This window comes from Bacillus sp. 22475, from assembly GCF_052044835.1.
GTDB classification, from domain to species: domain Bacteria; phylum Bacillota; class Bacilli; order Bacillales; family Bacillaceae_G; genus Bacillus_A; species Bacillus_A cereus.
In genome coordinates this window covers 158985-178794 of sequence record NZ_JBQENW010000006.1, presented here as the reverse complement: position 1 = coordinate 178794, position 19810 = coordinate 158985, and the positions used below count along the sequence as shown (strand labels likewise).

Genomic DNA, 19810 nt, shown 5'->3' with positions numbered 1-19810 from the left:
AAACTCTGGGTAAAAGATATAATAGCGTTTGTGTAAAATAAAAAGGCAGCCTTGTAATGTGAGTTTATCGTTTGTATTTTGTTCCTCTACGGAGGTGTATCTCGTAACTCCCTGCTGCTGGAGCGAAGGTACATGAAAACAAAATGCCCGTAAATATCGATTACGTCTGTTTTTATTTTACGTAAATAAAAACATTTTTAAAGGAGGAGTCAACTATGGCTCGTTATACAGGTCCAGCTTGGAAACTGTCTCGTCGTCTTGGAATCTCTCTAAGCGGCACAGGAAAAGAATTAGAAAAACGCCCTTACGCACCAGGTCCTCACGGTCCTAACCAACGTAAGAAACTTTCAGAATACGGTTTACAATTACAAGAGAAACAAAAACTTCGTCACATGTACGGCATGACTGAGCGTCAATTCCGTCGCACATTTGACCAAGCAGGTAAAATGCCTGGTAAGCACGGCGAAAACTTCATGATCCTTCTTGAAGCTCGTCTTGACAACTTAGTTTACCGTATGGGCTTAGCTCGCACTCGTCGTGCAGCTCGCCAATTAGTAAACCACGGTCACATCATGGTTGATGGCGCTCGCGTAGATATCCCATCTTACCGTGTAAAACCTGGTCAAACTATCAGCGTTCGCGAAAAATCTAACAGCCTTGTTGTTGTTAAAGAAGCGATCGAAGTTAACAACTTCGTACCAGAATACTTAACTTTCGATGCTGACAAATTAGAAGCTACTTACACTCGTCACGCTGAGCGTGCTGAGTTACCAGCTGAAATCAACGAAGCATTAATCGTAGAGTTCTACTCTCGTTAATGACAAAAAGCCAATCCTGTGGATTGGCTTTTTTCAATTCCCCCATTATTTTTATATCCTACATAACATAAAAATCCCAATACCCTATACTCCCATCTAAAACAAAAAGAATAACCTCCCTGTTTCCATAAAGAACTCTGTTATATTATGAATTTTCACGGAATAACAATAATATTAAAGATTTTTAAACTTTATAACGAGGAGACATTGATATGGAATTCAGAAATGACATAAACAAAATAGCTAACCAAATTTTAGAACGAACAGAGTACATAACTAATGAAGAAATGACCAAGCAATCATTAATTATTCCTTTTCTTCAAAAACTAGGTTATGACGTTTTTAATCCTTTAGAAGTTAGACCTGAGTATGTTGCAGACTTCGGAACTAAGAAGGGAGAAAAAGTCGATTATGCGGTTTTTAAAAATGGGGTTCCAATTATTTTAATCGAGGCAAAATCTGTAACAGAAAATCTCCTTAAACACGATGCGCAACTATCTAGATATTTCAATGCCTTACCTGATGTCAAAGTAGGGGTACTAACTAATGGTGTAGAATACAAGTTTTATACTGATTTAACAAATGACAATGTGATGGATGAAAAACCTTTCTTCACATTCAGCATGGATAATTTAACTAATTTAGATATTGAAACGATTGAAACTTTTACAAAAGAAAATTTTGAAGCTGAAGAAATCGTAAAATATGCTGAAGAGCTTATTTATATGACCAATTTAAACTCTACAATTAAAGAACTATTTAAAAATCCTTCAGATGACTTCCTTCGTTTTCTAATTAGAGACTTTAGCTCAACTAGAATTACAAATAACGTTTTAGAGCGATTCCGACCAATCGTTAAAAAAGCAATTAATCGAACACTATTAGAAATAATCAGTGATGGTTTAACACCAAAAGAAACAAAAACATCGGAGAAAATAGAAACAAGCCTAGTTGCAGCTGCTTCTACCGAAATAATTGAAGACATTAACAAAGAAGACAAAACAGATAGAGTTTTCACTACAGAAAATGAACTAACCGCATTTAACATTGTTAAAGAGATTTTAACTGAGCATCAAAGAGATATCAGTAACCTCAAATATAAAGATACCATTAGTTATTTTTGTATCATGAATCGTGTAATCACAAAATGGTTTATACGTCTCTTCCTTGATGGCGATGCAAAATCCTTAGTTGTAAGACTCGATTTAGAAGCTACTAAACAGCTATGCCCTAATTTTGTGGTTGAACAAGCCCCAAAATCACAGGGAGTGAGTAGAATTTTTATTGATAACGTTAATGACTTAAAAGATCTGGAAGCACTTATTACTTCGTGCTATGATCAAATTTTAGCTAATGTTTAAAAGAGAAAAATGTACGCTCTTTTTCCAACAACCTGACAAAAAGCCAATCCAATGGATTGGCTTTTGAAGTTTATATATAAAATAAAGTTATTTATTTTCCTCTTTTTGAACATATACATAAGCATCTTTCTGCTCTTTATGTATATCAACCTTCGAATTCTCTGCAAGCTGACCCGCATTTAGCAAAGAAAAAATAATCAACGCTTCTAGTGACATTTCGTTTTACCACTCCTTTCTAATTGTTATACGTTTATCATACCGCTTACATGTGATTTCCGTATGAACTCGAAAAGGAGATTAAAACAAAAAAAGCTTTGAGGAATTTCCCCAAAGCTTTTTATTTATTAGTAACGAATTAAGAAATATTTCTTCTTACCGCGGCGAATGATTGTAAATTTACCTTCGATGCGGTCGTTTTCTGTTACAACGTAGTCTAACGCTTGTGTACGCTCACCGTTTACGTAGATTGCGCCGTTCGTTACATCTTCACGTGCTTGACGTTTTGATGGAGAGATTTTGCTTTCTACAAGTAAGTCGATTAATACTGTATCTTCTGCAGTACGTTCTACAGATGGTACGTCTTTGAATCCTTGTTCAATTTCGCTTGCAGTTAGTTCTGCTACAGAACCGCTGAATAGTGCAGCTGAAATTTTGATTGCTTGCTCTAATGCTTCTTCGCCGTGAACAAGTTTTGTCATTTCAGAACCTAATGCTTTTTGTGCTGCACGTTTTTCTGGCGCTTCAGCTACTTGCTTTTCAAGCTCAAGAATTTCTTCATGAGATAAGAATGTGAAGTATTTTAAGTATTTAACAACATCGCGGTCATCTGTGTTAATCCAGAATTGGTAGAACTCGTAAGGAGTTGTTTTCTCTGGGTCTAACCAAATTGCTCCGCCTTCTGTTTTACCAAACTTCGTACCGTCAGATTTAGTAACAAGTGGAATTGTTAAACCGAATGCTTTCGCATCTTCTTCTGATTTACGGATTAATTCAAGACCCGCTGTAATGTTACCCCATTGGTCACTACCACCGATTTGTAGGCGACAATTATGGTGTTGGTATAAGTTTAAGAAGTCGTATGATTGTAAAATCATGTAACTGAACTCAGTGAATGAAATACCAGTTTCTAAACGAGATGCTACTGTATCTTTTGCTAACATATAGTTTAAACCGAAGTTTTTACCGATATCGCGTAAGAATGAAATTACATCTAAGCTACCAAGCCAGTCATAGTTGTTAGCCATCGTTGCTGGGTTGTCCACGTTTTCGAACTCTAAGAAGTTTGAAAGTTGGTTTTTAATGCTTTCTGTGTAGTAAGCAACTGTATCTTTCGTATTTAATGTACGCTCTGCTTTTTTACCACTTGGGTCACCGATCATACCAGTACCACCGCCAACAAGTGCGATTGGTTGGTGACCAGCTAATTGGAAACGACGTAACATTAATACTGGTAACATATGACCGATGTGTAAGCTATCTGCTGTCGGATCGAAACCACAGTATAATTTAACGCTTTCTTTTTCTAATAATTGCTCAAGGCCCTCAGCATCTGTTTGCTGATTAATTAGACCGCGAAATTCAAGATCTTGTAAAATACCCATATCCTACATACTCTCCTTTAAGTTCATTACTGGCGTGAAGGTTGAAAACATAAAAAAATCGCCCCTTCAAATAAGGGACGATTTTGATTATCGCGTTACCACCCTAGTTGCAGGCAAAAAAGCCTACCACCTTATTTACATAACGGCTTAGCACCGTCTTTTCCCTTTTGAATACAATTCAATCGAAAAAAGATGCTCTAGGGGCGTAATTCGCGATCATCTATGTGCTGATTTCCACCGACCATCAGCTCTCTAAAACAGGGAAATGATCACTACTTCTCCCTTTCCACGCTCAATTATTCATATACTTTTCTTTATACCATCATTTATATAGGCGTGTCAAATAGAGGTCGGGTTTCTCTTCTTGTCAATCCTTTACAACGCCGCAAAGAGTATCGTAATAAGAGAAAGAATTGGAATACCAACTAATAACGATACGTGAAACACAACTGATAAATCATTCCCAATGGTCGCCTCCACAGGATCTTTCGCCGGGGAACCAAGAAACCCGATTAATCGATCGAATCGACTTACTGTTTTTGGAAAGTCTGGTATTTCTACATGATCACTATCTAAATGTTGCTTTAACTTATATTCACTCTTAAAGGGATTTTCGCTCAATTTCGTCCACCTCCAGCAATTGTTTCAATTTCTTTATTCCATTATGAAGTCTCGATTTCACTGTTCCAATCGGAATGTTTAATATTTCTGCAATTTCTTTTTGCTGCATATCATGATAATAAGAAAGGATTAGGACCGCTCTTTGCTCTTCTGGAACTTTCAAAATTGCTTCTCTTACTGTGAGCCGATCTTCGTGAGAAAATTCTTTTTCCGGAATCGGCACTAAAAATGGCAAAAGCGTACGCCACTTTTTTCTCCTATTTAATTTATTAATCATAAGACGATAACCAATTTGAAATAAATACGTTTTTATTTTACCTTTTTCAATTTCATACATATGTTTCTTACGCTCTAGCGTCAAAAACGTATCTTGCACAAGATCGATACTTAATTGTTCATCTCGGTTAAATCGATATAAAAATGTGTATAGCGCTGGTTTGATTAAAATATATAGTCTTTCTCCCGCTTGTTTATCTCCACTTTGATACGCAAGCATGAGCTCCTCCTCAGTCCCAATCTGCGCCATGATTTTTGATCTCCTTTATTCCTTTTAACGTTAATGAAATACGGGAAATTAAATATGCAATCGCAATAAAAATCCACAATTGTGATTGATTTGTAAAAAATTGCACATATGGGTTTTGAATCGTAAATCCCATTGCAACTAAAATATTTAACGCTTGCACACATATGCATGCATACAACGCAAGGCAGACAGAAATAGTATCAAATACATTCCAGCGAAAATACACTTTTGTTTTTGTAAAATCAATTTTATATCCATTTTTCCGTACTATATGTTTTCTATCAAATGGAATAATTATTGAAAACAGAACACCCATTATAGCTCCAGCTGTAAGCATTGATACTCTATATCCAATTGGTATCGGTAAGAAAAGACCACAAGAAAATACAACTATAATTCCAATTAAAGCAAAAGCAAGAAGTAATTTATTAGACATAAAAAAGCCTCCCTCATCTATTCTTTCACAAATGTATACAGACGAGGAAGACACTTCGTTCAAATATTATTTTAATTTTTTTATAATCTTTGCGGGATTCCCGCCAACTACTACATTATTAGGCACATCTTTCGTTACGACAGCACCAGATGCGATCACCGCATTGTCTCCAATTGTTACACCTGGATTAATAATTGCTCTTCCGCCAATCCATACGTTATCGCCAATTGTAACTGGTTTTCCGTATTCTGATCCGCTTATACGCTCTACTGGATCAAGCGGGTGCGTTGCTGTATAAATGTGAACACCTGGAGCTAACATACAGTTCACTCCGATTGTTACCGGGCATACGTCTAAAATCGTACAGTCAAAGTTCGCGTAAAAATTTTCACCGACATGAATGTTATAGCCGTAATCACATCTAAAAGAAGATTCAAGATGAATGTTATCTCCAGTCGTTCCAAATAATTCTTTTACGATTTCGCTACGCTCTTTTAATTGCTCTTCTGGCGTATCATTTAATTTTCTCGTTAATATACGTGCTTGCTCTCTTTCTTGTACTAAAACTGGATCAGCCGGTATGTACATTTCTCCATGTATCATCTTTTCTTTTTCTGTTTTCATCATACTCCCCCCTTTAACTTATATATATAAGTTAATAATAACATAAAAAAAGGTCTGAACATTTTTCGTTCAGACCTTTCTCTCTTAATCTTCCATCGTTGATAAGTCACCTGTTGGTAAGTTTAACTCCCACGCTTTTAATACGCGGCGCATAATTTTACCACTTCTCGTTTTCGGTAATTTATCTCTAAATTCAATTTGCCTTGGCGCTGCATGAGCTGCTAGGCCTTTCTTTACAAATTGACGAATTTCTTCTTTTAATTCATCAGATGGTTCGTATCCTGCTCGAAGTGCGATAAATGCTTTAATAATTTCGCCGCGCACTGGATCAGGAATACCAATTACACCTGCTTCTGCAACAGCAGCATGCTCGATTAATTTACTTTCTACTTCAAACGGACCAACGCGCTCACCTGACGTCATAATTACATCGTCAATACGTCCTTGGAACCAGAAGTATCCATCTTCATCCATATAGGCAGAGTCACCTGATACGTACCAATCTCCCGGCATGAAATAAGATTCATACTTTTGCTGGTTATTCCAGATCCCGCGCATCATAGATGGCCAACCTTTCGCAATTGCTAAGTTACCCATTGTGTATGGAGGCACTTCATTTCCTTCATTATCAACAATCGCTGCTTTCACACCTGGAATTGGTTTACCCATTGAACCTGGACGGATTTCCATACAAGGGTAGTTACAAATTACTTGTCCACCTGTTTCTGTCATCCACCACGTATCATGAATACGAAGTCCAAATGCATTCATACCCCAGCGAATTACTTCTGGATTTAACGGCTCACCAACGCTTAATACGTGACGAACTTGTGATAAGTCATATTTTTTAATTGCGTCTTGTCCAGCTCCCATTAACATACGGAATGCTGTTGGTGCGCTGTACCAAACCGTCACACCGTAATCTTGCAGTGCTTCATACCAAGCTTCTGGACTAAAGCGTCCACCTAAAATAACATTTGATGCTCCGACTAACCACGGTGCGAAAATACCGTAAGCTGTTCCAGTTACCCAGCCCGGGTCAGCAGTACACCAATATACATCGTCTTCTTTTAAATCTAATACCCACTTCGCCGTTTGATAGTGCTGTACCATTGCATTTTGCGCATGTAGCACGCCTTTTGGTTTACCAGTAGAACCAGACGTGTAATGTAAAATTAAACCGTCTTCACGGCCTAACCATTCAATATGTAATTCTTTTGAAGCTTGTTCAAATAAAGGATTGAACGCTACCGTTTTACCACCTTCTTCTACATTATCTCCAACAAGGAAGACTGTTTTTAAAGCAGGTAAATCATTTAATGGTACGCGCTCTAACAATTCAGGCGTTGTAATTAACACCTTCGCTTCGCTATCTTCTAAACGATCGCGAACTGCGCCTTCCATGAACGCTTCAAATAGTGGACCTACGATTGCCCCTAATTTCACTGCACCAAGAAGTGCGAAATATAATTCTGGAGAACGCGGCATAAAAATAAAAACGCGATCGCCTTTTTCTACATCGCCATAATTTTTCAGGACGTTTCCTGCTTTATTAGAAAAATCCTTCATTTCCTTAAATGTATACTTCTCTTTTCGCGATCCATCTTGATAATAAAGAGCTACTTTATTCTTTCGATCGGATTTCGCATGCTTATCAATTGCCTCATACGCCATATTTACTCGGCCTGTCTCATTCCAAGTAAAGTTTTTATTAACCTCTTCCCAGTTAAAATTCGCGTATGCCTCATCATAATTCGGCAAATTATTTTCTCCTTTAATGACAGGAAGCGTTTCTACTTTCATACTTTACATCCCCCTCCTATGTATTCTATTATCTATTATAATAACATTATTTAAAATTTTCAGTATATTTGTTGATTTTTAGACAAATTTTTAATGACAAATTTCGATTCACATCGCATATATTATAAAGTACGATATGAATAGATTCACAAACCCTCAAGGTGGTGAGCAATACATTGATTCATAAAAAAATATATAATGCTAGAAACTTGAAAACAGCGAAAGGCACTTTAATTATTGAAGGTCCTGTCTCTACACATAACTTAGAAATGTATGAATTTCATCCAGATTTAGTTGCGTTTCGTCCTGCCGAGCAGCAATATAAAGCAATTGTCGAAATTTCTAAATTACCAGAAGCTCGTCTCATTATTGCTAGACATGACCAAACGATTGTTGGATATGTTACATACTTGTATCCTGATCCACTCGAACGATGGTCAGAAGGAAAGATAGAAAACTTAATTGAACTCGGGGCGATTGAAGTTGTCCCTGCCTTCCGTGGTTGCGCTGTCGGAAAGAACTTATTAGAAGTTTCAATGATGGACGACCATATGGAAGATTACATTATATTGACGACTGAATATTATTGGCACTGGGATTTAAAACAAACAGGCTTAAATGTTTGGGAGTACCGAAAAGTAATGGAAAAAATGATGAATGCTGGTGGCTTACAATGGATGGCTACAGATGATCCTGAAATTTGTTCGCATCCTGCTAACTGTTTAATGGTCCGCATCGGTAAACGTGTTGATACGGATACTATTCAAGCTTTTGATCGTCTACGTTTTCACAATCGTTTTATGTATTAATAAAGGGGGCAACTGGAATGATTGTAGAAGAAATTATGAATCAAAATGTAGTTACACTACATCCAAACGATACAATCGAAACAGCAATCCGAACGATACGCACGAAAGGCATTCGGCACATTCCAATTGTCGATCAAAATAATCACGTCGTGGGCATTATTTCTGATCGGGATGTAAGAGATGCAAGTCCGTCTATTCTAGATGAACAAGTTTCACTCGATATGCTGAAGCAACCGCTCGAACTTATTATGAAACATCCTGTTATGACTTGCCATCCTCTCGATTTCGTTGAGGAAATTGCTACTTTATTTTTTGAAAATAAAATTGGCTGTCTTCCTGTTACAAAGGCTGGGAAGTTAGTTGGAATCATTTCTGAATCTACAGTATTACACACGTTAGTAAAATTAACAGGAGCACATCAACCAAGTTCGCAAATTGAAATTCAAGTAAAAAACGAACCTGGTATTCTTGGAAAAGTCGTTGCTATTTTTAGTGATTTACAAATAAATATCGTGAGCGTTCTCGTCTACCCAGCAAAAGATGAGAATGATAAAGTACTCGTTTTCCGCATTCAAACGATGAATCCTCTAAAAGTGATTGATGCACTTGAAGCAGAAGGCTACCGCGTATTATGGCCGAACATCATGGGGATGCAAGCATGAGTAGCGCGTTTATTTATTCGGATGACTTTCGGGGCTATTCATTTAGCCCTGATCATCCTTTTAACCAACTGCGCGTCACACTTACGTATGATTTATTACAAAAGGGTGGTTTTATCTCTCCTGCTCAAATCATCTCACCACGGATGGCTACAGATGAAGAGATCGCCTACATTCATACAGAGGAGTACATAAATGCGGTAAAACGTGCTGGAGAAGGAAAGTTAGAAAAATCAATTGCAATGACATATGGACTTGGAACAGAAGATACACCGATGTTCCCAAATATGCACGAAGCAAGCGCATTGCTCGTTGGTGGTACGTTAACAGCTGTCGATGCTGTTCTTTCTGGGAAAGTAAAGCACGCTCTCAATTTAGGCGGTGGCTTACATCATGGCTTTCGCGGCAAAGCATCTGGATTTTGCATTTATAACGATAGTTCCATCGCAATGAAATATATTCAAAAGAAATATGGTTTACGCGTCTTATATATTGATACAGACGCTCATCACGGCGATGGTGTACAGTGGTCATTTTATGATGACCCTAACGTATGCACCATTTCATTACATGAAACTGGTCGCTATTTATTCCCTGGAACTGGCGCTGTAAACGAACGCGGACAAGGTAATGGTTATAGTTATTCTTTTAACGTTCCACTCGATGCTTTTACAGAAGATGAATCGTTCTTAGAATCATATCGAACTGTTGTAAAAGAAGTTGCAGCATACTTTAAACCGGATATTATTTTAACGCAAAATGGTGCTGATGCACATTACTACGACCCACTTACACACCTTTGCGCAACGATGAATATTTACCGTGAAATACCGAAGCTCGCTCGCGAAATCGCTAACGAATATTGCGAAGGTCGCTGGATTGCTGTCGGCGGCGGTGGCTATGACCACTGGCGCGTCGTCCCAAGAGCTTGGGCACTCATTTGGCTCGAAATGAACAACATCCAAAACATCTCAGGTTATCTCCCTCCAGAATGGATTGACGCTTGGAAAGGACAAGCTGAAACAGAACTTCCCCTCACATGGGAAGATCCAGACAACATGTATAAACCGATCCCCCGTAAACCAGAAATTGAAGAAAAGAATGCATTAACTGTAACGAAATCCCTTGAAATAATTCGGAATAATATGACAAAATCTTTGTACTAAACGAAAAGGAGGCTCGTTTTTGAATAGCCTCCTTTTATTTATTGTCAGTTTCTGTCGGTAAGTCGATATATTTTGAGATTCGCTGATATATTTTATTTAATAATTAACTGGTCCAACTTTTATGAGAAAAGGTCGTGATATTATGTGGAAACAACAAATAATCAATACAAAACGCGGCACATTTGAACTCTTTACAAAAGGAAATGGCGAACCACTCTGTATTACACATCACTATTCACAATTTAATGAAACTGGTGATTACTTTGCGGATGTTTTCACTGCTACACATCGTGTATTCCTCATTAATTTACGAGACGCTGGTAACTCAGCAAAAGCCAATTCAGCAAAAGAATTACGTATGATTGAAACGGTTCACGACTTAGAGGCAATACGAGAAGCTTTACAACTCCCAACATGGCATTTCGCCGGTCATTCAACAGGTGGTATGCTTGGACTTTTATATGCGATTACATATCCACATTCCTTACAATCATTAGTCGTGGCCGGAGCTGCAGCAAGTAATTATACCGAAACATCATTTTGCATTTATCACCTAGCACACCCACAGTTTCATTATATGCAACAGCTCATCGAAAACTTAAAAAAACCTGATCTTACAAGTGAAGAACGAAAAGAACTATCTACTGAGAGAGCAAAATTATCATTGCATAAACCGGAAAACTACAACTCTTATTTTTGTAAACCAATCCAAAAAACAATGTCTACTAGCCGAATGAATGCTTTCGCCAATGAATATCCGTCATTTGATTTAAGAGAGCATTTACCTTCTATCCAAACAAAAACACTTATTATATGCGGAAGATATGATGTGCAGTGCCCGATTCAGTATTCTATCGAGATGCATGAGGGTATATGTAATTCTATCTTCATTCCATTTGAGGAGAGTAACCATTATCCTTTTTTAGAAGAGGACAATCGGTTTATTTCTATTACCCAAGAATTTTTTGAGTTTAAAAAGGAAATTAAGGATTCACAAAGGCAATAAGTATAGGAAAATAGAACAAGTTTATTAGTGCTGTTTTACTAAAGGAGGACAATTGGATGAAAGAAAAATTATTAAGAGTTGGAACGACTTATATTCCAGTTACCAACGTAGAACTTTCTTCAAACTGGTATATAAACAAATTAGGAGCAGAGTTGAGCTTTAAAGATGAAGACAAGGCTATTATTAACTTTGCAAATCAAAGCTTTTTTCTCGTTAAATCCCAAGATAATCAACGTTTAAATTTTTTCGATTTTCATGGTGAAGAACGCTTTTCTTTAACATTTGAAGTTAACGGATTACATGCACTAGAGTCAATTCATAAGGACTTTATAAAAAAAGAAATTATAGTTGAAGAAATTGAAAACAGGGGACATGGTGGAAAGAATTTTATTTTTTATGATTTAGATGGTAATAAATTTGATGTTTGGAGTGAATTGAGTCCTATTTTCAAAGGAAAATACCTAATATCACAATAAAATATATTAACCGTTCTAATGTAGAGTCATTTTCACAATCGGGCTTAAATATTGAATAGCCTAGAAAGATACGAGGCTTATTCTATTAAAGCCTCGTTAATCCATATATTAATTTTCAAAAGAAATATTTCACACTAAAAACAGCAAGCAGAACAAAAAAATCATTAAACCTACATCAATGAATATCGATTTTTTATCTCCTTCTTTTATACTCATCATAAAACTAGAAATTATTTTAATTCCAAAAAAGATCATCATAAATAACCCACCGAAATGATCATTTGTAGGGTCTTCATCATAAAACATTTAAATTGCACCAATAATTAATAAAATAAGTATGATATTGGTTCCAATCTTTAAAGCCCTGTTTAATTTATTATCTTTTAATGTATCTCCCAAAATGTAGCACGCCCTCTCATGCTCTCCTATGTTTTATTTCTCTATATCTTAACATAAATTACCTATTTTCCCCTTTTAGTCCAGATAACAATAAAAAACCTGCCACTTACTCGGCAGGTACATTACACGTTAAAGCGATAACCAGCTCCCCACACTGTTTCAATATATTGCGGATGAGCGGGATCTCTTTCAATTTTTTCACGTAGCTTTCTAATGTGAACAACGACAGTGGCTAAATCGCCAGCTGAGTCTAGTCCCCAAATACGTTCAAATAACTGTTCTTTATTTAATACTTGGTTTGGATGCGTTACAAAGAATGTTAATAAATCAAATTCCTTCGTTGTAAACGCGATTTCTTCATTGTTTATAAAAACTTTTCTTGCTCGCTGGTCAATAGAAATTCCGTGAATGTATAGCGTATCGCGTTGCTTACTCACATTTCCTGATAATCTTTCATAACGAGAAATATGCGCTTTTACCCTTGCGACTAATTCACTTGGACTAAATGGTTTCGTTATATAATCATCCGCTCCTAAACCGAGTCCGCGAATTTTATCTATATCTTCCTTCTTTGCTGAAACAAGTAAAATTGGAATGTCTTTTATAGCACGTATTTGTTTACAAATTTCGAATCCGTTCATTTTCGGGAGCATAATATCTAAAATAATTAAATCATATTCTTCTTGCAGGGCTATTTGTAAACCTGTTTCTCCTGAATGCTCTACATCAACTTGGAAATCATTAATTTCTAAATAATCTCGCTGTAATTCTGCAATACTTACTTCATCTTCTATTAGTAAAATTCTTTTCAATTTACTCACCACATTCCTCTACTTTTTCCAATGAGAAGAAAATGCTTGTGCCTTTACCAAGCTCGCTTTCCGCCCAAATTTCTCCGCTATGTTCTTCAACAATTTGCTTCGCTATTGCTAAGCCAAGTCCACTTCCACCTGTGCTAGAATTTCGCGATTGCTCTGCACGATAAAACCGCTCAAATATATACGGCAGCGTATCAGCTTCTATACCTGATCCATTGTCCATCACTTTCACAATGACTGTATTGTTATCATTTAATACTGTTACAGTAATTTTCTTCTCTTCTTTATCCATGTATTTCACACTGTTATGAATTAAATTGGATATCACTCTATTTATCTTTTCACAATCGGCCGTTACATATAGTGGTGATGAATGTAATTGTAAGTGAACTTCTATACCTTCCTCACTTAAATCCATCTGCATCTCTTCTAATAATTCTTGCATAAACACGTTTAACTCTATCGTTTCAAACTGAAAGGGAACTCTATTCAAATCAAGCTTCGAAAATAAAAAGAGCTCATCAATGAGTGTATCCATATGTTTTGCCTTCGTATGAATGGTCATTAAATACTTATCCATTTTTTCTGGCGTATTTGCTACCCCGTCTTTTATACCTTCCACATATCCAATAATAGAAGTGATCGGTGTTTTTAAATCATGAGATATGTTTGAAATGAGCTCTTTTCGATTTTCTTCATACTGTGTTTGCATCTCTATCGACTCTTTTAATTTCTTTCTCATTTCCTCAAACCCTTGATTTAATTGCCCGATTTCATCATGGGATGTAACTGGAATTTGAAAATCTAAATTCCCTTCTTTAATTCTCGCAGTCGCATCTTTCAATACAAAAATTGGTTTTATCACACTTCTTGAGACGAAATAACTTACTAATCCAATGAGTAATATTGCTAGCAGTAAAAGCGCTACGAATAAAATTGGAAATAATTTTTGTGTAAGGTCTACAAATGAACTTTGCTTTTTTAGTACAAATATACTCCCTTCTTCTTTCTCTGCAAAATAAAAATCAAATTTTACATATCGATAAAATGTATCACCTAGTTCCGTTGTACCACGACTATTAATATTTGCTGCTTCAAATTTCGGAAGGGCTTCTGTTAAAGTCGAACTTTCAAAACCCTTTGTAGCATAAGAAATGTTTTCTCCCTTTCTTACAATTATTTTCACGCCTTCTTTTTCAATTGATGAAACGAACGATTCATCTAATAATTGAGATTGATGTTGCTTTGCCGCTAATTTTAATTCAAGATAGGCATTCTCTTCTTCTGCTGTAAGCGGCTTTTGAATGTAAGAACTTTTATAGAAATTTTTCACTGCTTCCAAGTCACCTGTTATCGAAAAAACAATTAAAAATCCCGCGACTAATATGAGCGTAATAGAAACGAGAATTACAGCAATATAAGAAAATAAAAACCTTGTTTTAATAGACATCATTTACATCCTCACTTTACCCATCCTTCATATTCATAAGCATAAAAATATATGTTCAAATACTCAAGCGATTTTATAGTAATTTTAGCGTCAGTTTATAAAAATTTAATGTTCCTATTTTAAAGTTGAAATTAGGAGGTTGAAATTCCATGTTCAAAAAAACATTCAGTATGATATGTTGCGTAATTTTTTTACAAGGATGCTCGCAAGAACAAGAAGTAAAAAAGGAGATGACAAACATGGAGACTGCACTACTAGCAGCTACTGAAAAAAATGAAACGAATACTGTTATATCTTTACTAAAACAAGGCGCAAATATAAATGCGACGGATAATCAAGGACGCACTCCGCTTATGATTGCTACATACAAAAATGATGTAAAAACCGCAAAAGCGCTTATCGAATCTGGTGCTGATGTAAATATCCAAGATGACATGAAAAACAATCCCTTTCTATACGCCGGTGCGGAAGGTTACTTAGACATTTTAAAGCTAACAATTGATGCTGGTGCAGATCCTACGATTACAAATCGTTACGGTGGAACAGCTCTTATCCCAGCCTCAGAACATGGCTATATTGAAGTTATAAAAGAACTCCTCACTCGAACAAATATTGATGTAAATCATGTAAATAACCTCGGATGGATAGCTTTAATGGAAGCCATCTTACTAAATAACGGAAACGAAACACAGCAACAAGTCATTCGCCTTCTTATTGAGCACGGTGCAGATGTAAATATTCCAGACCATGATGGTGTTACCCCGTTAGAGCATGCTCGCGCTCATCACTTTGAAGAGATAGAGAAGATTTTGTTAGAAGGACGTAAGTAAAAAGCTAATTTTTGCCTTCCTCCCCCACCCTATGCTACATTTAAGCCGTTACATTAATATTAATAGGGTGGGAATAAAAATGAACAAACCTAAAATTGGGATGATTGGACTTGGAAGTATTGCGCAAAAGGCCTATCTTCCAACACTTACAAAAGAAACAGATTGGAATTTTGTAGGGGCGTTTACACCTAACGAGGAGAAAAGAAAACAAGTTTGCCAGCAATACCGGATTCAAGACTTTCATTCTATTGAAATGTTAGCTTCGGAATGCGATGCAATCTTCGTGCATAGTTCAACTGCATCACATTATGAAATCATTTCTGAACTTCTGAAAAAAGGGATCGACGTTTATGTTGATAAGCCGCTAGCAGCTACAGTGGAACAAGCTGAGCAACTAGTCGAGTTGAGCGAGAAATATAACCGAAAATTAATGGTCGGATTTAATCGCAGATTCGTTCCTATGTATGTCGCTGCCAAAGAACAGGCTAATGATATTTCATGGATTCGAATTGAAAAGCATCGCACAAATAAAGTCGGGCCATATACGTACGATTTCACTATGTTAGATGATTATTTACACATTGTAGATACAGCTCGCTGGTTAGCTAATAATGACCTTAACGTCGTTCACAATATGATGCAAATCAATGAAAAGAATGAACTTCTTTACGGACATCATACATATACAACTCCAAGTGGACTGTTACTTTCTACTGCAATGCATCGCCATGCCGGTACAAATTTAGAACAAATTGAACTTGTAACGCCAGGGAAAATCATTCGCGTAAAAAATATGAATACATTTGAAATTGAACAGGAAAACTCAGTTTCACAAAGTGGTTCCCCATCATGGGATACGACGTTAAAACAACGTGGTTTTGAAGATGCTGTTCATCATTTTATTGAGTGTGTACAAGGCGATACAAAGCCTGTTGTAGATGGATTAGAAGGATTAAAAACGCAGCAAATGCTACAATCTTTACTAGATGATGTAAACAAAAATTAAAACGGATACATTTTTCAGAATTTACTTTCATTCCCATTTCCTCTTTATTTCTCTCGTAAATTTCTATAGAATATGTTGATAGGAATTATAAATTTCATATTGAATCGTGGAAAGGATGGGATTAACACATGTGGAACGAGTTTAAAAAGTTCGCTTTCAAAGGGAATGTCGTTGATTTAGCTGTCGGGGTTGTAATCGGTGCTGCATTCGGTAAAATCGTTAGTTCTTTAGTAAAAGACATTATTACACCATTACTTGGTATGGTATTAGGTGGCGTTAACTTTACAGATTTACACTTTGGATATGGTAAATCAGCTGTTATGTATGGTAACTTCATCCAAACAATTTTTGATTTCTTAATTATCGCAGCTTCTATCTTTATGTTTATTAAAGTTTTCAACAAACTAACATCTAAAAAAGAAGACGAAAAAGAGGAAGAAATTCCAGAACCAACAAAAGAAGAAGTTCTTCTTGGCGAAATTCGCGACTTATTAAAGCAACAAAATTCTTCTAAAGATAGAGCATAATTGAACGGATAAAAAGGCATGTCCCAAGGGACATGCCTTTTCTATATGTTATAACGTTTCTGAATTCATATGAATAAATAAAATAATACCAGCAACCATAAGTACCATAATGCTACCTGCAAATAGTGTAATACCAATAAACATTAAACTTGTGCTCATATCTACTGATACACTTTCAATAAAAATAGAAATTACATACGTGATAAGGGCAATTCCTGCAAGAATACTTCCTGGAACAAATCGCTTTAAGCCATTTTGTTTTAACGTCATATATGCAAAAATAGCAGTCATACAAAGCGTAATTATCCAAAGAACGATCATCTCTTCTCCCCCCTCACAAGCCTTTTCTTTCTATTATACATTACATTGCCCTATAATAGGTAAATTTGCACTTATGTGACATATAACAAGGAATCATACAATTTATAGAGAAATCTTCTAAATAAGCTATAAACTAGGGAGAATTTCAATTGAAAGATGATATTGTAGGATATTTTAAACAAGTAGAGCGATTCGATTAAATTACAATTGACTTAGACAAAGATGAAACCATTATTACTGGCCATGTGAAACAATATGATCCTTCTAGATTAGAACAGTTAATACAAAGTTTTAAAACGCACTGCCCAAACATGCCTTGAACATAATTTACGAAGCGCTGAAGAACTTTTTGCATTTTGGAAAAGAAATTGACCACTAGGAAAATATGGATATTTTTCATATAAATCGATATAATTACCATATACAAATATTCTTTGTAAGGGAGTGTTCATAATGATTTGGATTTCACTAATCGTATTAGCTTATTTCATCATTCTCGTCCCAATACAGTACAACTACATTAAAATGCTCAAAGAAAAACAGAAAAAAATGAATGTCTCACAAAACGAACTATATGACAACATGTCTTATGAAGAATCCCAAGTACATTACCATTATCAAAGTAACGTATTTACAATACCTGCTTCGCTTGTCGCAAGTATTATTTATAAAGTGAAACATGCAGCATAATATGTACGCTGTAAAATTATTGTTTGAGTCTGTTCATTCTGGTGAGCCTCATCCTATGAAAATGAATGAGCATTATGAAGAGAATCACGATACACTTTTTGAAGAAAGTATTATTCTTGTTAAAGCAAAAAGTTTAGAAGAAGCTCATGAACTAGGTGAAAAGATAGCTATACAATCGGAGCACACATACGATAATATGTATGATGAGCAAATCACATGGACGTTCCGAAAAGTGTTACATGTGTTTGAATTAGACGATACGCCATTTGAAACTGGAAAAGAATTGTACGCAAGATTTTTACACATTAAGAAAAATGAAACTGTAGATACAGTAATTGAAAAATATTATCCTGAATATGAATAAAAGCTCACAGCAAATGCTGTGAGCTTTTTTATACTTACTTCGTTGAATCTCTAAATTGGATACGGTGAGGTAAGATAACAGTGTGATCTTCCACTTTTTCTTTGTTCATATACTTTGTTAATAGACGCATTGCTACTGCACCGATATCATACATCGGTTGTACAACTGTTGAAAGTTGCGGACGAACCATTAATGCAAGGCGTGTATTATCGAAACCAAGTACTTCTACATCAGTTGGTACGTTTAATCCAGCGTCTTGTGCTGCATGGATTACACCTAGTGCCATTTCATCAGAAGATACGAAGATTGCTGTTGGCTTTTCATCATTGCTCCAAAGCTTTTCGAATGCTTCGATACCTGAGTCATATGTGTAATCTCCATCGATTACAAGATTTTCATCATATGAAATACCTTCTTCTTCTAAAGCTTTTTTATAACCTTGTAACTTCTTCGCGCTTCCCGCTTTATCAATGAATGGACCAGAGACGAAACCGATACGCTTATGTCCTTGCTCAATAAAGTGCTTCATTGCATCGTAAGCTGCTTGTGTATAATCAATATTTACTGATGGCGTTTCATTTTGCTCATCGAATGACGCTGCTAATACAATTGGTACTGGAGATTTTTTAAATTCTTCAATGTGAATGTCTGTAATATCTTCACCCATGAAAACAATTCCGTCCACTTGTTTTCCAAGCATCGTATTTAATAAATGGAACTCTTTCTCTTTGTTTTGGTCAGAGTTACTTAAAATGATGTTATATTTGTACATTGTTGCGATATCTTCAATTCCACGTGCAAGTTCTGCATAAAACGTATTTGAGATATCAGGAATAATAACACCTACTGTAGTTGTCTTCTTACTTGCTAGTCCACGTGCTACCGCATTTGGGCGGTATCCTAAACGATCAATTGCTTCTAATACTTTCTTTCTTGTTGTAGGCTTTACATTTGGGTTACCGTTCACAACGCGTGATACGGTAGCCATTGAAACGTTCGCTTCGCGCGCTACATCATAGATTGTTACGTTCATCTCATCGCACACTCCTTCTATTTTTGTTATCTATTTTTATGTATCGGTTACTTGAATGAAAAAAAGACATCAACTCTATTTGCAGATGCCACCAATCGTCCCGAGTTCTTCCTTTTACTAATGATACGATAAAAACGCAGGCTCATACAATATTTTCCCGCAAAAGTTTCGAAAAAATTCGCTTCTTTTCTCGTATTTTCGTATTTTTTATGAAAAAAGAGCATTTTTTGTAAAAAAATAGATGTTTCCTAAGTAGAAATCTTATTTTAAGCAGTACGATAGTAAATGAAATTTATATCGACGATTTTTCAAATATATGAACCGTAACTCGAAATATATCAGCGATTTTCCAAATATATCTACCACAACTCTAATTATATCAGCGATTTTTTAAATATATCAACTTACCAACAAAAATCGACAATGACAGTCTCTATACAGATGCCCCAAAAAGCCTTATTGGAAC

The 19810-nt window shown here is 35.9% G+C and carries 23 protein-coding genes, 1 pseudogene and 1 other annotated feature; of the genes and pseudogenes, 12 read left to right on the top strand and 12 right to left on the bottom strand.

Annotated elements, in window-relative coordinates:
- Positions 1 to 215 precede the first annotated feature (215 nt).
- Positions 216 to 818, top strand: coding sequence for a 30S ribosomal protein S4 (gene rpsD, locus ACTJJY_RS12550; RefSeq protein ID WP_000135315.1), 603 nt, complete (start codon positions 216 to 218; stop codon positions 816 to 818).
- Between the two features lie 212 nt (positions 819 to 1030).
- Entirely contained in the window at positions 1031 to 2179 is a 1149-nt protein-coding gene (locus ACTJJY_RS12545; protein WP_000395711.1) for a type I restriction endonuclease, read from the top strand.
- An 87-nt stretch (positions 2180 to 2266) separates the two neighbouring features.
- Here the strand turns inward: ACTJJY_RS12545 and ACTJJY_RS12540 are convergent, their stop codons facing one another.
- The 7 genes from ACTJJY_RS12540 to acsA form a co-directional block, all read right to left on the bottom strand.
- Positions 2267 to 2395, bottom strand: a complete 129-nt coding sequence (locus tag ACTJJY_RS12540; RefSeq protein WP_000050940.1) for a hypothetical protein — start codon at positions 2393 to 2395, stop codon at positions 2267 to 2269.
- 128 nt (positions 2396 to 2523) lie between these two features.
- Positions 2524 to 3780, bottom strand: a complete 1257-nt coding sequence (gene tyrS / locus ACTJJY_RS12535; RefSeq protein ID WP_063675844.1) for a tyrosine--tRNA ligase — start codon at positions 3778 to 3780, stop codon at positions 2524 to 2526.
- Positions 3781 to 3850: 70 nt separating this feature from the next.
- Positions 3851 to 4078: a binding site (T-box leader), on the bottom strand.
- Between the two features lie 77 nt (positions 4079 to 4155).
- Positions 4156 to 4401, bottom strand: coding sequence for a hypothetical protein (locus ACTJJY_RS12530; RefSeq protein ID WP_440605640.1), 246 nt, complete (start codon positions 4399 to 4401; stop codon positions 4156 to 4158).
- Complete coding sequence (locus ACTJJY_RS12525) at positions 4382 to 4927, bottom strand: RNA polymerase sigma factor (protein ID WP_440605639.1); 546 nt, start codon at positions 4925 to 4927, stop codon at positions 4382 to 4384. Before ACTJJY_RS12525 ends, ACTJJY_RS12530 begins: the two co-directional genes overlap by 20 nt.
- A complete protein-coding gene (locus ACTJJY_RS12520) occupies positions 4908 to 5363 on the bottom strand; it encodes a hypothetical protein (protein ID WP_000066427.1) in 456 nt (151 codons plus the stop codon). Before ACTJJY_RS12520 ends, ACTJJY_RS12525 begins: the two co-directional genes overlap by 20 nt.
- A 66-nt stretch (positions 5364 to 5429) precedes the next feature.
- Positions 5430 to 5990: a maltose acetyltransferase domain-containing protein gene (locus ACTJJY_RS12515; RefSeq protein ID WP_440605638.1), complete on the bottom strand. Its 561-nt coding sequence runs from the start codon at positions 5988 to 5990 to the stop codon at positions 5430 to 5432.
- Between the two features lie 81 nt (positions 5991 to 6071).
- Complete coding sequence (gene acsA / locus ACTJJY_RS12510; protein WP_000862049.1) at positions 6072 to 7790, bottom strand: acetate--CoA ligase; 1719 nt, start codon at positions 7788 to 7790, stop codon at positions 6072 to 6074.
- Between the two features lie 176 nt (positions 7791 to 7966).
- Here acsA and acuA point away from each other — a divergent pair, with 176 nt between their 5' ends.
- The 5 genes from acuA to ACTJJY_RS12485 all read left to right on the top strand — a co-directional run bounded on the left by acuA (position 7967) and on the right by ACTJJY_RS12485 (position 11906).
- Positions 7967 to 8599: an acetoin utilization protein acetyltransferase AcuA gene (acuA, locus tag ACTJJY_RS12505; protein ID WP_440605637.1), complete on the top strand. Its 633-nt coding sequence runs from the start codon at positions 7967 to 7969 to the stop codon at positions 8597 to 8599.
- A 17-nt stretch (positions 8600 to 8616) separates the two neighbouring features.
- Positions 8617 to 9261 (top strand): acetoin utilization AcuB family protein, encoded by a 645-nt coding sequence (locus tag ACTJJY_RS12500; RefSeq protein ID WP_002123078.1) that lies wholly within the window; start codon positions 8617 to 8619, stop codon positions 9259 to 9261.
- Positions 9258 to 10424 (top strand): acetoin utilization protein AcuC, encoded by a 1167-nt coding sequence (gene acuC / locus ACTJJY_RS12495; RefSeq protein WP_440605636.1) that lies wholly within the window; start codon positions 9258 to 9260, stop codon positions 10422 to 10424. Before ACTJJY_RS12500 ends, acuC begins: the two co-directional genes overlap by 4 nt.
- 121 nt (positions 10425 to 10545) lie before the next feature.
- Positions 10546 to 11430, top strand: coding sequence for an alpha/beta fold hydrolase (locus tag ACTJJY_RS12490; RefSeq protein WP_440605635.1), 885 nt, complete (start codon positions 10546 to 10548; stop codon positions 11428 to 11430).
- Positions 11431 to 11486: 56 nt separating this feature from the next.
- Complete coding sequence (locus tag ACTJJY_RS12485; RefSeq protein ID WP_440605634.1) at positions 11487 to 11906, top strand: VOC family protein; 420 nt, start codon at positions 11487 to 11489, stop codon at positions 11904 to 11906.
- Positions 11907 to 12035: 129 nt separating this feature from the next.
- Here ACTJJY_RS12485 and ACTJJY_RS12480 read toward each other — a convergent pair.
- The 3 genes and pseudogenes from ACTJJY_RS12480 to ACTJJY_RS12470 all read right to left on the bottom strand — a co-directional run bounded on the left by ACTJJY_RS12480 (position 12036) and on the right by ACTJJY_RS12470 (position 14573).
- Positions 12036 to 12305, bottom strand: a pseudogene (locus ACTJJY_RS12480) (hypothetical protein).
- Between the two features lie 122 nt (positions 12306 to 12427).
- Positions 12428 to 13117: a response regulator transcription factor gene (locus ACTJJY_RS12475; RefSeq protein ID WP_440605687.1), complete on the bottom strand. Its 690-nt coding sequence runs from the start codon at positions 13115 to 13117 to the stop codon at positions 12428 to 12430.
- A gap of 1 nt (position 13118) precedes the next feature.
- Positions 13119 to 14573, bottom strand: coding sequence for an ATP-binding protein (locus ACTJJY_RS12470; protein WP_440605633.1), 1455 nt, complete (start codon positions 14571 to 14573; stop codon positions 13119 to 13121).
- Positions 14574 to 14722: 149 nt separating this feature from the next.
- Between ACTJJY_RS12470 and ACTJJY_RS12465 the strand changes: the two genes are divergently transcribed.
- From ACTJJY_RS12465 to mscL, 3 genes are all read left to right on the top strand, one after another.
- A complete protein-coding gene (locus ACTJJY_RS12465) occupies positions 14723 to 15403 on the top strand; it encodes an ankyrin repeat domain-containing protein (protein WP_440605632.1) in 681 nt (226 codons plus the stop codon).
- Between the two features lie 79 nt (positions 15404 to 15482).
- Positions 15483 to 16409: a Gfo/Idh/MocA family protein gene (locus ACTJJY_RS12460; protein WP_440605631.1), complete on the top strand. Its 927-nt coding sequence runs from the start codon at positions 15483 to 15485 to the stop codon at positions 16407 to 16409.
- Positions 16410 to 16537: 128 nt separating this feature from the next.
- A complete protein-coding gene (gene mscL, locus ACTJJY_RS12455) occupies positions 16538 to 16936 on the top strand; it encodes a large conductance mechanosensitive channel protein MscL (protein WP_000267015.1) in 399 nt (132 codons plus the stop codon).
- A gap of 48 nt (positions 16937 to 16984) precedes the next feature.
- Here mscL and ACTJJY_RS12450 read toward each other — a convergent pair whose 3' ends face one another.
- Entirely contained in the window at positions 16985 to 17257 is a 273-nt protein-coding gene (locus ACTJJY_RS12450) for a DUF3917 domain-containing protein (protein WP_000636589.1), read from the bottom strand.
- Between the two features lie 453 nt (positions 17258 to 17710).
- Here ACTJJY_RS12450 and ACTJJY_RS12445 point away from each other — a divergent pair, with 453 nt between their 5' ends.
- Together ACTJJY_RS12445 and ACTJJY_RS12440 are read left to right on the top strand one after the other, a co-directional pair.
- Complete coding sequence (locus ACTJJY_RS12445; protein ID WP_000637899.1) at positions 17711 to 17947, top strand: DUF3949 domain-containing protein; 237 nt, start codon at positions 17711 to 17713, stop codon at positions 17945 to 17947.
- A 1-nt stretch (position 17948) separates the two neighbouring features.
- Complete coding sequence (locus ACTJJY_RS12440; protein ID WP_440605630.1) at positions 17949 to 18311, top strand: DUF4288 domain-containing protein; 363 nt, start codon at positions 17949 to 17951, stop codon at positions 18309 to 18311.
- Between the two features lie 34 nt (positions 18312 to 18345).
- Here the strand turns inward: ACTJJY_RS12440 and ccpA are convergent, their stop codons facing one another.
- Positions 18346 to 19344, bottom strand: coding sequence for a catabolite control protein A (gene ccpA, locus ACTJJY_RS12435; protein WP_001103303.1), 999 nt, complete (start codon positions 19342 to 19344; stop codon positions 18346 to 18348).
- Positions 19345 to 19810 lie beyond the last annotated feature (466 nt).